A 13,248-nucleotide genomic window follows, 5' to 3' on the forward strand; every position below is an offset into this window, starting at 1 on the left:
TTCCTGTGTCCTCTACGCCCTCTTGCGTCTTTCCCGAGCTGCCCCTGGTCGCCGCCCAGCCCGGTATCTGGATGGCCGATCAGCTGTCGCCCCATGCCAATGCCTTCGCCGTGGCCCATCTGGTCGAGTTGCGCGGGCCGCTCGACGCCCAGGCGCTGCTGGCGGCCATCGTCCAGGGCCTCGGCGAACTGGACAGCCTCCAGCTCAGGTTCGCCGAGCGTGAGGGCGAACTGGTGCAGTGGATCGACAGCGATGCGGTGATTACTGCGCCCGAGTGGCTGGACCTGCGCGATGCGGCGGATCCCGAGCATGCGGCGCGAACGGCCATTCGCGCCGATCTCGACGGCGACCTGCGGGCCACCAGTGGCGGTCCGCTGTGGCTCAACCGGATCTACCAGCTGGGCGACAATCACCTGTTCTGGTACCAGCGTTATCACCACCTGCTGATCGACGGCTATGGCTTCGCCGCCCTGGCCAAGCGGGTGGCCGCCCTGTACAGCGCCGCGGTGCGGGGCGAGACGGCCGAGGCCTCGCCCTTCGTCTCCTTCGCCGAGGTGGTGCGCGAGTATCAGGACTATCAGCAGTCGGCCGTCCGCGAGCGCGACGAAGCCTTCTGGCGCGAGCGGGGGGCTGCGCTACCGCCGGCGGCGTCCCTGGCGCCCGGGGCGCTGGCCGGGCAGGTGCCCACGCCGCGGGTGGTGGAAGCCCGTGCCCGCGTAGCTGCCGAGGTATTCGCGAAGCTGGCCGAGCAGGGCAAGGCCCAAGGGGTGACGCCAGCGGATCTGGCCGTGGCCCTGGCCGCCACCTGGTTCGCCCGTCTCAGCGGGCAACCGGCCTTCAGCGCCGGCTTCATCTTCATGCGGCGCATGGGTTCGGTGGCGCTCAAATCCGGTGGCGCGACCCTTAACGTCCTGCCGCTGGGTGTGCGTACCGACTCGACCCAGAGGCTGCCGGAGCTGGCTGCCGGGTTGGCCGCCGAGCTCAAGAAGGTGCGTCGCCACCAGCGTTACGACGCCGAGCAGATCGCCCGCGATCTCGGCCGGCCGGGCGATGCCGAGCCGCTGACCGGACCGGTCATCAACCTCAAGCTGTTCGATTTCGCCCTGGATTTCGCCGGGGTGCCGGGCATCACCCACGAATTGGCCTCGGGGCCGGTGCGCGATCTGGAGATCGCCCTCTACCTGGAGGCGAGCGGTGCCCTGGACATCAAGCTGCTGGGCAATGCCGAGCGCTATGCCGCCGAGCTGCTGCAGGGACACGCCGCGCGCTTTGGCCTGCTGGCGGAGCAATTCGCCGATCACCCTGGCCTTACCCTGGGTGAGGCAGACCTGTTGGACCCGGCAGACCGGAACTGGCTGGCCGCGATCAACGCCACTGAGCGCGCGCTACCGGCGACCACCCTGGCGACCCTGTTGGCCGACCAGGCGGCGCGCACCCCCGAGGCTCCGGCGCTGGCCGATCTGCAGCACGCCTTCAGCTATCGGGAAACGCGCCAGCAGGTGCTGGCCCTGGCCCAGCGACTGAGCGCGGCCGGGGTAGGGCGGGGCGATATCGTTGCCGTGGCCCTGCCGCGTTCGGTGTTCCTGTCCCTGGCGCTGCTGGCCACGATCGAACTGGGCGCCGCCTACCTGCCGCTGGACAGCGGCTATCCCGACGAGCGCCTGCAACTGATGCTCGACGACGCCCGGCCACGGGTGCTGGTGACGGATGCTAGCCAACGCGGGCGTTTCCCGGGGTTGGACGATAGCCAGGTGCTGATCCTGGATGCGCCCCTGAAGGGGGTAGACCAGGATCCGGTGTTCGAAGGGCCGCGCCCCGGCGATCCAGCCTATCTGCTCTATACCTCCGGTTCCACCGGTCGCCCCAAGGGCGTGGTGGTCGGCCATGCCGCCATCGTCAATCGCCTGCTGTGGATGCAGGACAGCTATCCCATCGGCGCCGGCGACACCGTCTTGCAGAAGACGCCGAGCAGCTTCGATGTGTCGGTCTGGGAGTTCTTCTGGCCGCTGCTGGTGGGCGCCCGGCTGTACCTGGCGCCGCCCGAGGCCCATCGCGATCCCGCGGCGCTGCAGGAGCTGTTCGCCCGGGAGCGGGTGACCACGGTGCACTTCGTGCCTTCGATGCTGGCGGCCTTCGTCGCCAGCCTGGACGAGCCGGCCGCGGTGGCCCGCTGCGCCAGCCTGCGTCAGGTGTTCTGCAGCGGTGAAGCCCTGCCCACCGAGCTGGCCCGTACCTGGGAGCGCCGGGTCGGCGCGCCCCTGCACAATCTCTATGGCCCCACCGAGGCCGCGGTGGACGTCTCCTACCATCCGGCCCATGGCGCCGCCCTGGCGGCCGTCACCGGCAGCAGCGTGCCCATCGGCAAGCCAGTGTGGAATACCGGGCTGCACATCCTCGATGAACGCCTGCGGCCAGTGCCGCCGGGTGTGGCGGGGGAGCTCTATCTGAGCGGGGTGCAACTCGCCGATGGCTACCTGGGCCGACCGGAGCTGACCGCCGCACGCTTCATCGCCGCGCCGGACGGGCAGGGCGAGCGGCTGTATCGCACCGGCGACGTGGCGCGTTGGCTGCCGGAGGGCGTCGTCGAGTACCTCGGGCGCAGCGACGACCAGGTCAAGCTGCGCGGGCAGCGCATCGAACTGGCGGAAATCGACCATGCCCTGCTGGCGCTGCCAGGCGTTGCCCAGGCGGTCACCCATGCCAGGGTGCTGGGCGAGGCGGCCAACACCGCGGGTGGCGATGCCCGCCAACTGGTGGGTTATCTGATCGCCCAGCCGGGCGCCGCACTGGACCTGGAGCGCCTGCGCGCGCGCCTGGGCGAAAGCCTGCCGCCGCATCTGGTGCCAGTGGCCCTGGTGGAGCTGGACACCCTGCCCCTGGGGGCCACCGGCAAGCTGGATCGCAAGGCCCTGCCGGCGCCCCAGGGCGTCGCCAGGGCCGCGAGCCGACCCCTGGCGCCGGGGCTGGAGAGTGAATTGGCGGCGGCCTTTTCCGAGGTGCTCGGCTGCGCCATCGGTGGCGCGGATGACGACTTCTTCGCCCTGGGCGGTCATTCGTTGCTGGCCATGACCCTGGCGGCCAACCTGCGGCGGCGGCTGGGGCAGCCGGTGTCCATCGGCCAGATCATGGTGGCCTCCAGTGTCGCCCGGCTGGCGCGCCAGCTGGAGCAGGACGCGGCCCGCGAAACCCGTGCCGGCTTCGAGACCCTGCTGCCGCTGCGCCCGGGCGACGGTCCCACGCTGTTCTGTTTCCATCCGGCCTCGGGCTTCGCCTGGCAATTCAGCGTGCTGGCTCGGCACCTGGATCCGCGCTGGTCGTTGCTCGGTATCCAGTCGCCGCGTCCGGACGGCCCCCTGGCCCAGGGCGCCGATCTGGAAGCCGTCATCCAGCGCCATCTGCGCACCCTGCGCGAGGTGCAGCCGCAGGGTCCCTATCATCTGCTCGGCTATTCCCTGGGCGGTACCCTGGCCCAGGGCCTGGCGGCGCGGTTGCAGGCGGCCGGGGAGCAGGTCGCCTTCCTTGGCCTGCTCGATACCTATCCGCCGGAAACCCAGAACTGGCAGGAGCGTGAGGGCCAGCGCGAGCTGGATCCGGAGGTGCTGGCCGAAGTGAATCGCGAGCGCGAGGCCTTTCTCGCCGCCCAGCAGGGGCTGGCCGATCCGGCGCTGGGGGAGGGGTCGCAGCTGTTCGCCACCATCGAGGGCAACTACGCCGATTCGGTGCGGCTGCTGGCCACGGCGCGTAGCGCTCGCTTCGACGGCGAGGCGCTGATGTTCGTCGCCCGCCGCACCCTGCCGGCGGGAATGGACGTCAAGGCCACCTGGGCGCCCTGGATCACCCGCCTGCAGGCCCATGAGGTGGACTGCGCCCACGTCGACATCATCGCTCCGGCCCAGCTGGCGCAGATCGGTCCGGTGCTGAATCGGGCGCTGAAAGGACTCTAGCCAGCCGAGCGCCGTGCCAGGGGCACCACCATGGGTGTCCCGGCCACCGGGTCGTCGATGATCAGGCAGTCCAGGTCGTAGACCGCCTTGATCAATTCGGGGGTGACCACGTCGCGCGGGCGGCCGGTGGCCAGTACCTTGCCGCCGCGCATGGCCACCAGGTGGGTGGCGTAGCGGCAGGCGTGGTTGAGGTCGTGCAGCACCATCACCAGGGTATGGCCCTGCTGGCGATTGAGGTCTTCCAGCAATTCCAGCAGGTCGATCTGGTGGGTGATATCGAGCCAGGTGGTGGGCTCGTCGAGCAGCAGCAGCGGGGTCTCCTGAGCCAGGGCCATGGCGATCCACACCCGCTGGCGTTGGCCGCCGGAGAGGGTGTCCACCGCCCGGTCGGCCAGTTCGAAGACGCCGGTGGCCTGCATGGCGTGGGTCACCGCGCGCTCGTCGTCGGCGCGCACGCCGCCGAACAGGGTCTGGTGCGGATAGCGTCCGCGGGCCACCAGGTCGCGCACCGAGATATCGCCCGGGGCCTGGGAGCTCTGCGGCAGCAGGCCCAGGCGCCGGGCCACCTCCTTGGTGCGATAGCTCTGGATTGCCTGGCCATCCAGCCAGACCTGGCCCTGGCTGGGCGCCAGCAGTCGGCTGAGGGTGCGCAGCAGGGTCGACTTGCCGCAGCCGTTGGGGCCGATGATGACCGTCAGCTCGCCATCGGGGATGGTCAGCGACAGGTCTTCGGCGATCAGCTTGCGGCCGTAGCCCAGGGTCAGGCGCTCGGCGTGCAGGCGCGAGGAAGGGGCGTCGTTCATGAGCGGCGGGACTCCCAGATGAGCAGGCCGATCAGGTAGAGCCCGCCCAGGCTCACCGTGACCAGGCCCACCGGCAGGACATAGGGCAGGAACAGGCGCTGGGCGATCAGATCCGCGCCCAGCAGCAGGACCGCGCCGGTGAGGGCGGCGGCGGGCAGCGCCAGGCGCTGGGTACCGGTCAGGCGGCGGGCGATCTGCGGTGCGGCCAGGGCGATGAAGGAGATCGGCCCGGCCACCGCGGTGCCGGCGGCGGTGAGCACCACGCCCAGGCCCAGCAGCGACAGCCGGGTGCGTTCCACCGGCACACCCAGGGCGCAGGCGGTGTCGTCACCCATCTCCAGCAGGAACAGTCGGCGACTCAGCGCCAGGCTGGCCGCACCCGCCAGCAGGATGAAGACCACCGCCGGCCAGGCCTTGGCCCAGGTGATACCGTTGAGCGAGCCGGCACTCCACAGGCCGGCGCTGAAGGCGGCTTCCAGGGAGGCATGCACGATCAGCCAGGTGTTGAGCGCCATCAGCAGGGCGCGCACGCCGATGCCGACGATGATGAGTCTCAGGGTATCCACGCCACTGCCGCGCCAGGTGAGGGCATAGACCAGGGCGGCGCTGAGCAGACCGCCGATCAGGGCGGCAGTGGTGCTCCAGAGGATGCTGGCCTGGAACAGCACCAGGGCGACCAGCACCCCGCTGTAGGCGCCGGTGTTGAAGCCCATGATGTCCGGGCTGCCGAGGGGATTGCGCAGCAACGACTGGAACAACGCGCCGCTCAGGCCCAGGGCGGCGCCGATCAGCAGTGCCAGGGCCACCCGCGGCAGCCGCCACTGGGTGACCACCAGCTCGATGCCGCGCGGAGCCTCGCCGAACAAAGCGGCCAGTACCTGGGAAGGGCTCAGGGTCAGGCTGCCGCTGCCCAGGGCGAACGTTGCCAGCAACAGGGCGCCGCCAAACAGGGCGAGCAGCACCCCGGGCAGGCGCAGACCAAGAGCTCGGCTCATGCCCGACCTCCCTGCCGCTGGCGGCGCGCCAGCCAGATCAGCAGGGGTGCGCCAAGGAAGGCGGTCACCACCGAGACGCGCAGCTCGTTGGTGACCAGCAGGCGGCCGACGATGTCGGCGGTGAGGAGCAGGCTGGGGGTGAACAGCAGCACGAAAGGCAGCAGCCAGCGATGGTCCTCGCCGATGGCCCAGCGGCCCAGGTGCGGCACCATCAGACCGACGAAGGCGATGGGTCCGACCGCCGCGGCAGCGGCGCCACAGAGCAGGGTGATGGCCAGCAGGCCGAGCAACTGGGTCTGGCGGACCCGGGTGCCGAGGGCCACGGCCAGGTCGGTGCCCAGGCTCAGGGCATTCAGCGCGGGGGCCAGCAGCAGGGCGATAGCCACCCCGCCCAGCACCGGCGGGCTGGCGCTGCGCAGCAGCTCCAGCTGACGCACGTCCAGCGAGCCGAATTGCCAGAATCGCAGCTGATCGTAGACCTGGGGATCGAGCAGGGCGATGCCTGAGCTGACGCCTTCGAGCATGGCCCCCAGGGCCACCCCGACCAGCACCAGACGCATGGGATTGAAGCCGCCGCCACCGGCGATACCGGCCAGCAGCACCACCAGGCTGGCGAGCAGGGCGCCGCCGAAGGCATAGCCCAGGTAGTGCTCGGGACCGCTGGCGCCGAACAGGGCGATACCCAGCACCACGGCAAAGCTGGCACCGGCGTTGACGCCGAGGATGCCGGGATCGGCAAGGGGATTGCGCGTCAGCGCCTGCATCAGGGTGCCGGCCACGCCCAGGGCCGCGCCGGCGAGCAGACCGGCGAGGGTTCGTGGCAGTCGTGCCTCGCGTACGATCAGACAGGCCGGATCGCTGCAGCCGTGGCCCAGCGCCTGCCAGACGTCGGCCAGCGGTATGGCGGTGGAGCCGAGCGCCAGGCTGGCAGCCATCACCAGGAGCAGCAGGAGGGCGGCGCAGCCGAGGATGAAGACGCGGCGCCTGGTCATTCGTGACGACCGACAGGAAGGGGAGTGGATGAGAACAAGGCGTATTAACACATGATAGTCTGTATTACATGCTAACAGCCTTGCCTCGGCGGCTCGATAGCGTCCCCTGTGTTTTCCGGTGATTCATGTCCAAGACGTCCTTTCTGCTCGACTTCGGCCTGCTCAGGTCCCACGCCGCCTTTCGTACCCTGTTCATCGCCCGTCTGGTGTCCGTGCTGTCCCTTGGCCTCTTGGCCGTGGCGATACCCATCCAGGTCCAGGCCCTGACCGACTCGCCGCTCAAGGTGGGCCTGGCGCTGAGCATGGCCGGCATCGGCATGTTCGTCGGCCTGCTCACCGGCGGGGTGCTGGCCGATCGCCTGGAGCGGCGCCGGCTGATCCTCGCCGCCCGCTCCATCTGCGGCCTGGGCTTCATCGGCCTGGCGGTCAACGCCAGCCTGCCCGAGCCATCGCTGACGGCCATCTACCTGCTGGCGCTGTGGGATGGCTTCTTTGGTGCCCTGGGCGTCACCGCGTTGCTGGCGGTGACGCCGATCCTGGTCGGTCGGGAGTCCATGGTGCAGGCCGGCGCGCTGAATATGCTCAGCGTGCGGGTGGCGGCCATCGTCGCGCCGCCGTTGGGCACCTTGCTGATCGCCCAGAGCGGCGTGGCCTGGAACTACATGCTGACCGCCGGCGGCACCCTCATCACCCTGCTGGTGCTGCTGCGCCTGCCGCCGCTGCCACCGCCGGAGCAGCCGCGCGAGACGCCCTGGCAGGCCCTGGGGGGCGGCATCGCCTTCCTCTTCGAGAATCGCCTGCTGGGCGCGGTCGCCTTAGTCGGCGCCCTGGTGACCATGGCCAATGCGGTGCGGGTGCTCTATCCGTCGCTGGGCGAGAGTTGGGGGCTGGATACCGGACACCTGGGCTGGCTCTATGCCGCCGCGCCCCTGGGCGCGGCCATCGGCGCCCTCACCAGTGGCCGCCTGAACCAGGCGCCACGTCCCGGACGTACCCTGCTGATGAGTGCGGTGGCCACCTTTCTGGCGGTGGCGGTGTTCGCCCTGTTGCCCGGTTTCTCGCTGTCAGCGCTGTGCCTGGTGCTGTTCGGCTATCTGGGTGCGCTCAATTCCCTGGTGCAGTACGCGCTGATCCAGCGCCTGACGCCGGATCGCCTGCTGGGGCGCATCAATGCGCTGTGGACGGCGCAAAACATCGGGGGCGAGGCCATCGGCGCGGCGTTGTTCGGCGGCCTGGCCAGCCTGATGCTGCCGGCGCAGGCGGCCTTCGTCTTCGGCCTGGTCGCCACTGGGGTGGCCGCCCTCTGCTGGACGCTGGCCCGAGGTCTGCGTAGGGCTGAAAGCCTCGGCACCTGATCCGCTTCGGTGCGCCTGGCATAGCGTGGAAAACCGCGCAGCGTTTTCCACTGGGGGCTCATGGCGATCAGCGATGGACAAGACAGATCGCGGCCATGGGCCGCTCCTACAGGCGCCAATGTAAGCGTAGGAGCGGCCCATGGCCGCGATCGACAAAATACCGGAGTTCCGAAGGAGCAGTTGCATCGGCGGACCGCCATGGCCACGACTGCCGGACTCAAGGCTTGGCGTAGCGCTGTTCCAGGCGATCCAGTAGCAGGTTGGCGCTGTAGGGATCGAGGCGGAAGGTCTCGGCGCCCAGGGCTTCCACGCGGTTGTCCTTGACCGCCGGCAGGTGCGCCAGCAGCGGATTGCCGCGTACCGCTTCGGCTTCCTTGGCGTCCGCGGCGAACAGCAGAAAGGTCTGGCCGGTGAGGCCGGTGGCGACGTTTTCGCCGGCCAGCTGCAGGATGTCGTGGCGCTGGCCCTGGCTGTGTCCCGTGGTCAGCCCGGCCGGCAGCGTCGCCAGGGTGAAGCCCAGGCTTTCCAGCAACTGGCCCTGGGACGAGGCCGCGGTCCAGAGATTGGCCTGGCGCGTCGCCGGGTTGTAGACGAAGGCGGACACCGGTTGCGGCGGTAGCTGCAGGCGCGCCTTGAGGTCGGAGACCCGCCGGTCGAAATCGGCGACTACCTTGGCAGCAGCGTCCTCGCGACCGGTGGCCTGGCCGAGCAGTTCCACCACCTGTTGCCAGCTGCGATTGTCGTAGCCCACCACCAGTACCGGGGCGATGGCCTTGAGCTGATCGACCAGGCGCAGCGCCGAGTCGTTACCGGCGGCACTGACCAGGATCAGGTCCGGCGCCTCGGCGGCCACCGCCTCGGCATTGGCCTCGCCGATGTACAGCCGCTTCACCTCGTGTTGCTTGGCGACCTGCCCCCACTGGCGCAGGAACCCCTGGTCATCGGCGAATCTGTTGTTGGGCGAGGTGGCGCCGCTGGCCACCACCGGCGCGCCGATGGCGAGCAGGGAGCCGGTGAGGGTGACGCTGGTGGAAACGATGCGTTGCGGCTTGGCCGGCAGGGTCACCTGATTGCCGTCGGCGCTGATCTGTCGGGGCCAGTCCGCCGCGCGGGCGGTACCACCCAGCGCCAGAATGGCGAGGATCAGCGGGGTGAGAATGCGAAACACTGACGACGAGCTGAACATGGACGCCTTCCGGTTGTAAGATAATCACTCTCATTTTCAAAGATGCACCTCGCTACAGCAAGGGCTGTCGATGGCGGCCAGGGGCGAGCGCGTGCAAAGCGGAAGGCCAGAGCGGTCCGACAGTCTTGCCGATGTTCTGCCCAGTGGCGATTTGTCGGACAGATCAAAGGGTTGCGTGCTGTAGGGAAACCGTTTGGCAGCTAACGAATTGACTTCCGCTGATACAAAAGTTAATTTCTGATTATTGATAAGCATTATCATTTGTATAGAGGTCCGTAGCAATGTCGAGTAAAAGGGCTGACGTGGTCGGGCAGATCGCCACCGAGCAGCAGGAACAGGCCGCCTTCCTGTTCCAGTCGGGTGACCGTGTCCTGCGCGGACGCGGCATCTGTGCCCGGGTCGAGACGCCAGCCAGCGGCGGCGCGCACCGGGACAGTCTGTTTTTGCATGCCGTGGAAGAGGCCTTCGCTCGTGCCCGTCAGGCCGGCATCGCCGAGCCGGTGATCATGGGCGCCATTCCCTTCGATACCACCAAGCCCTCCTGCCTCTATGTGCCCCGCGAGCATGCCTGGATGGCGCGCCCGGCATCGGTCAGCAGCGCACCGGTCACCCCGGCGCAGGTGCGCGAGGTGCGCAACCTGCCCAGCGCGGATGGCTTCTGCCTGGCGGTGGAGGAGGCCATCGAGGCCTTCCGCCGCGGCGAGCTGAGCAAGGCGGTGCTGTCGCGCATCCAGGAAATCCAGCTGGCCGAGCCCGCCGACGTGGAGGCCATCCTCGCCAATCTGGCGCGGCAGAATCCCACCGGCTATCAATTCCGCATCCCTACCGCCGAGGGCGGCGAGCTGGTCGGGGTCAGCCCCGAGTTGCTGGTGCGCAAGCAGGGCGCGCTCGTCCATACCAATCCCCTGGCCGGTTCGGCCAAGCGCCACGCCGACCCCCGGGAAGATCAGCGCGTCGCCCGCGAACTGCTGGAGTCCAGCAAGGACCATTACGAGCACCGCCTGGTGATCGAGGACATCCGCCAGCAGCTGGCCCCCCTGTGCAGCCGCCTGGACGTGCCCGAGGCGCCGTCGCTGCTCAGCACCAACGCCATGTGGCACCTGTCCACCGCCATCGACGGCGAACTGGCCGACCGCCGCACCTCGGCGCTGCAACTGGCCTGCCGCCTGCACCCGACCCCGGCGGTCTGCGGCTTTCCGACGGTGGCCGCGCGCCAGCTGATCGAGCGCATTGAGCCCTTCGACCGTGGCCTGTTCACCGGCATGGTCGGCTGGTGCGATGCCCAGGGCAACGGCGAGTGGGTAGTCACCATCCGCTGTGGCACGGTGCAGGGCGACTGGCTGCGGCTGTTCGCCGGCGCCGGCATTGTCGAGGCCTCCGACCCCGCGGCGGAATGGGCCGAGGTCACCGCCAAACTGGGCACCATGCGCGCCGCCTGTGGCTTGCTCGACGAGGAGAACCCCACGTGAGTCTGGAATTCACCCCCTGGCCGGAAGACCTGGCCGCCCGCTATCGGGCCCTCGGCTACTGGTCCGACCTGCCGATGACCGAGATCCTGGCCCGCAGTCGCGCGGCCCTGCCGGACGCCCCGGCGATCCTCTGTGGCGAGCGCCAGCTGAGCTATGCCGAGCTGGACGAGCGCTCCAGCCGCCTGGCCGCCCACCTGCAGGCCGCCGGTCTGCGCCGCCACGACACGGCGCTGGTGCAGCTGCCCAACGTGGCCGAGTTCTATGTGGTGTTCTTTGCCCTGCTCAAGGCCGGCATCGCCCCGGTCAATGCGCTATTCAGTCACCAGAAGCTGGAGCTGCTGGCCTATGCGCAGCAGATCCAGCCGCGGCTGTTGATCGCTTCCACCGAGCACAACCTGTTCCGTGACGATACCTTTGTCGCCGAGTTGCGTGACGTGGCGCCCGGGCTGAGCGAGGTGCTGCTGGACGGCGCGCAGGATGCACGCAGCCTGCAGCAGCGCCTGGATACCCCCCTGGAGGGTTATCAACTGACGCCCACCGCGGGTGGCGAGGTGGCCTTCTTCCAGCTTTCCGGTGGCAGCACCGGTACGCCCAAGCTGATCCCGCGCACCCACAACGACTACTACTACAGCCTCAGACGCAGCGTCGAGATCTGTCAGCTGACCCCGGCGACGCGCTTTCTCTGCGCCTTGCCGGCAGGGCACAACTACACCCTCAGCTCGCCCGGCGCCCTGGGCGTCTTCATCGCCGGCGGCTGCGTGGTCATGGCCCGCGATCCCGAGCCGCTGCGCTGCTTCGCGCTGATCGAGCGCCATCAGGTGGACTGGGTGGCCCTGGTGCCGCCGGCGGTGGCGCTCTGGTTGCAGGCCGCGGCGGCGCCCGAGCAACGCGCGCGACTGGCCAGCCTGCGCATGGTGCAGGTGGGCGGCGCCAGCTTCGCCGAGGCCCAGGCCCGGCGGGTGCCCACCGAACTGGGTTGCCAGCTGCAGCAGGTGTTCGGCATGGCCGAGGGCCTGGTCAACTACACCCGCCTGGACGACGAACCCGAGCGTCTCTTCACCACCCAGGGCCGGCCCATGAGTCCGGATGACGAGGTGCGCATCACCGACGAAGACGGCCAGCCGGTGCCCGATGGCCAACCTGGTCTGCTGTCCACCCGCGGTCCCTACACCTTCCGCGGTTACTACCGCAGCCCCGAGCACAATGCCCAAGTGTTTGATGCCGAGGGTTTCTACTTTTCCGGGGACGTGGTCCAGCGCGATGCCGCCGGTTACCTCAAGGTGGTCGGCCGGGTGAAGGACCAGATCAACCGCGGGGGCGAGAAGATCGCCGCGGCCGAGATCGAGGGCCTGCTGCTGCGCCATCCTGGTATCACTCACGCGGCCCTGGTGGCCATCGCCGACGAGCTGATGGGCGAGAAGAGCTGTGCCTGCCTGGTGGTTAGCGATCCGGCGCTCAAGCCGGTGGCCCTGCGCCGCTATCTGCGCGAGCAGGGCGTGGCCGAATACAAGTTACCCGACCGTTTCCAGTTCCTCGACCAGCTGCCGCTCACCGCCGTCGGCAAGATCGACAAGCGGCGCCTGCGCGAGCAGCTGCAGACCCCTTCCACCGAGCGTCTCTAAGGTTTCCCATGGCTATTCCCCGTCTTGCCTCCTATCCCTTGCCCCAGCCCGACGGCTTTCCTGCCAACAGGGTCGCCTGGACGCCCGCGGCCGACCGCGCCGTGCTGCTGATCCACGACATGCAGCGCTATTTCGTCGAGTTCTATGGCGACAACAGCCCGCTGATCGACCAGGTGGTGGCCAACATCGCCGCCCTGCGCGCCTGGGCCGACGCCCAGGGCGTGCCGGTGGTCTATACCGCCCAGCCCACCGACCAGCCGCCGGCCGATCGCGCTCTGCTCAACGACATGTGGGGTCCGGGTCTGACCCAGGCCGATCCCGCGCTGCAGCAGGTGGTGGACGCGCTGGCACCCAAGGACGGTGACGTGGTGCTGACCAAGTGGCGTTACAGCGCCTTTCATAGATCCAACCTGCAGGACCTGATGACCGAGTGGCGGCGCGACCAGCTGATCGTCTGCGGCGTCTATGCCCACATCGGCTGCCTGACCACCTGTACCGACGCCTTCATGAGAGACATCCAGGCCTTCCTGATCGGCGACGCCGTGGCCGACTTCAGCGAAGAAGAGCACCGCATGGCGCTACGCTACGTGGCCACTCGCTGTGGCAGCACCCTGAGCACCGCCCAGGTCACCGGCGCGGGCGCGGTCGTGCTGGACGAAGCCTGGCTGCGCGCCCAGGTCCAGCCGCTGCTCGATGCCGACGACGAGGAGCCGGCGCTGGACGACAACCTCACCGACTTCGGTCTGGATTCGGTGCAGGTCATGACCCTGGTGGGGGAATGGCAGAAGCGCGGCCTGCCGGTCACCTTCGCCGATCTCGCCGCCCAGCCGACCCTGCAGGGCTGGCTGGATCTGCTGCGCGCTCGCGCCTAGGGAGCCGCTG

At 69.2% G+C, this 13,248-nt stretch carries 9 protein-coding genes; 5 read left to right on the top strand and 4 right to left on the bottom strand.

Features of this window, described 5'->3' with window-relative positions:
• Positions 1-5: 5 nt before the first annotated feature.
• Positions 6-3,944, top strand: coding sequence for an enterobactin synthase subunit F (locus LRS53_RS02575; RefSeq protein ID WP_231354828.1), 3,939 nt, complete (start codon positions 6-8; stop codon positions 3,942-3,944).
• Here the strand turns inward: LRS53_RS02575 and LRS53_RS02580 are convergent.
• The 3 genes from LRS53_RS02580 to fepD are packed head-to-tail and all read right to left on the bottom strand — an operon-like array spanning position 3,941 to position 6,734.
• Positions 3,941-4,747, bottom strand: coding sequence for an ATP-binding cassette domain-containing protein (locus LRS53_RS02580; protein WP_017642142.1), 807 nt, complete (start codon positions 4,745-4,747; stop codon positions 3,941-3,943). The two genes, LRS53_RS02575 and LRS53_RS02580, sit on opposite strands and share 4 nt — an antisense overlap.
• On the bottom strand, positions 4,744-5,742 hold the full coding sequence (gene fepG / locus LRS53_RS02585) for an iron-enterobactin ABC transporter permease (protein WP_231354829.1): 999 nt from the start codon (positions 5,740-5,742) through the stop codon (positions 4,744-4,746). The genes LRS53_RS02580 and fepG overlap by 4 nt, the downstream gene beginning before the upstream one ends.
• Positions 5,739-6,734 carry a Fe(3+)-siderophore ABC transporter permease gene (gene fepD / locus LRS53_RS02590; RefSeq protein WP_231354830.1) on the bottom strand — a complete coding sequence of 332 codons (996 nt, stop codon included), beginning with the start codon at positions 6,732-6,734 and terminating at the stop codon, positions 5,739-5,741. The genes fepG and fepD overlap by 4 nt, the downstream gene beginning before the upstream one ends.
• Positions 6,735-6,859: 125 nt before the next feature.
• Between fepD and entS the strand changes: the two genes are divergently transcribed.
• A complete protein-coding gene (entS, locus tag LRS53_RS02595; RefSeq protein ID WP_231354831.1) occupies positions 6,860-8,089 on the top strand; it encodes an enterobactin transporter EntS in 1,230 nt (409 codons plus the stop codon).
• Positions 8,090-8,306: 217 nt separating this feature from the next.
• Here entS and fepB read toward each other — a convergent pair whose 3' ends face one another.
• A complete protein-coding gene (fepB, locus tag LRS53_RS02600) occupies positions 8,307-9,275 on the bottom strand; it encodes a Fe2+-enterobactin ABC transporter substrate-binding protein (RefSeq protein ID WP_231354832.1) in 969 nt (322 codons plus the stop codon).
• A gap of 281 nt (positions 9,276-9,556) precedes the next feature.
• Here fepB and LRS53_RS02605 point away from each other — a divergent pair, with 281 nt between their 5' ends.
• From LRS53_RS02605 to LRS53_RS02615, 3 genes are read left to right on the top strand one after another with little or no spacing between them, the layout of a single operon-like run.
• Entirely contained in the window at positions 9,557-10,744 is a 1,188-nt protein-coding gene (locus tag LRS53_RS02605; RefSeq protein ID WP_231354833.1) for an isochorismate synthase, read from the top strand.
• Positions 10,741-12,366, top strand: a complete 1,626-nt coding sequence (locus LRS53_RS02610; RefSeq protein WP_231354834.1) for a (2,3-dihydroxybenzoyl)adenylate synthase — start codon at positions 10,741-10,743, stop codon at positions 12,364-12,366. Before LRS53_RS02605 ends, LRS53_RS02610 begins: the two co-directional genes overlap by 4 nt.
• Before the next feature lie 8 nt (positions 12,367-12,374).
• Positions 12,375-13,238, top strand: coding sequence for an isochorismatase family protein (locus tag LRS53_RS02615; RefSeq protein ID WP_231354835.1), 864 nt, complete (start codon positions 12,375-12,377; stop codon positions 13,236-13,238).
• Positions 13,239-13,248: the final 10 nt, after the last annotated feature.

It is taken from the genome of Pseudomonas sp. PLB05, from assembly GCF_021106615.1.
In the GTDB taxonomy this organism is placed as follows: Bacteria; Pseudomonadota; Gammaproteobacteria; order Pseudomonadales; family Pseudomonadaceae; genus Chryseomonas; species Chryseomonas benzopyrenica.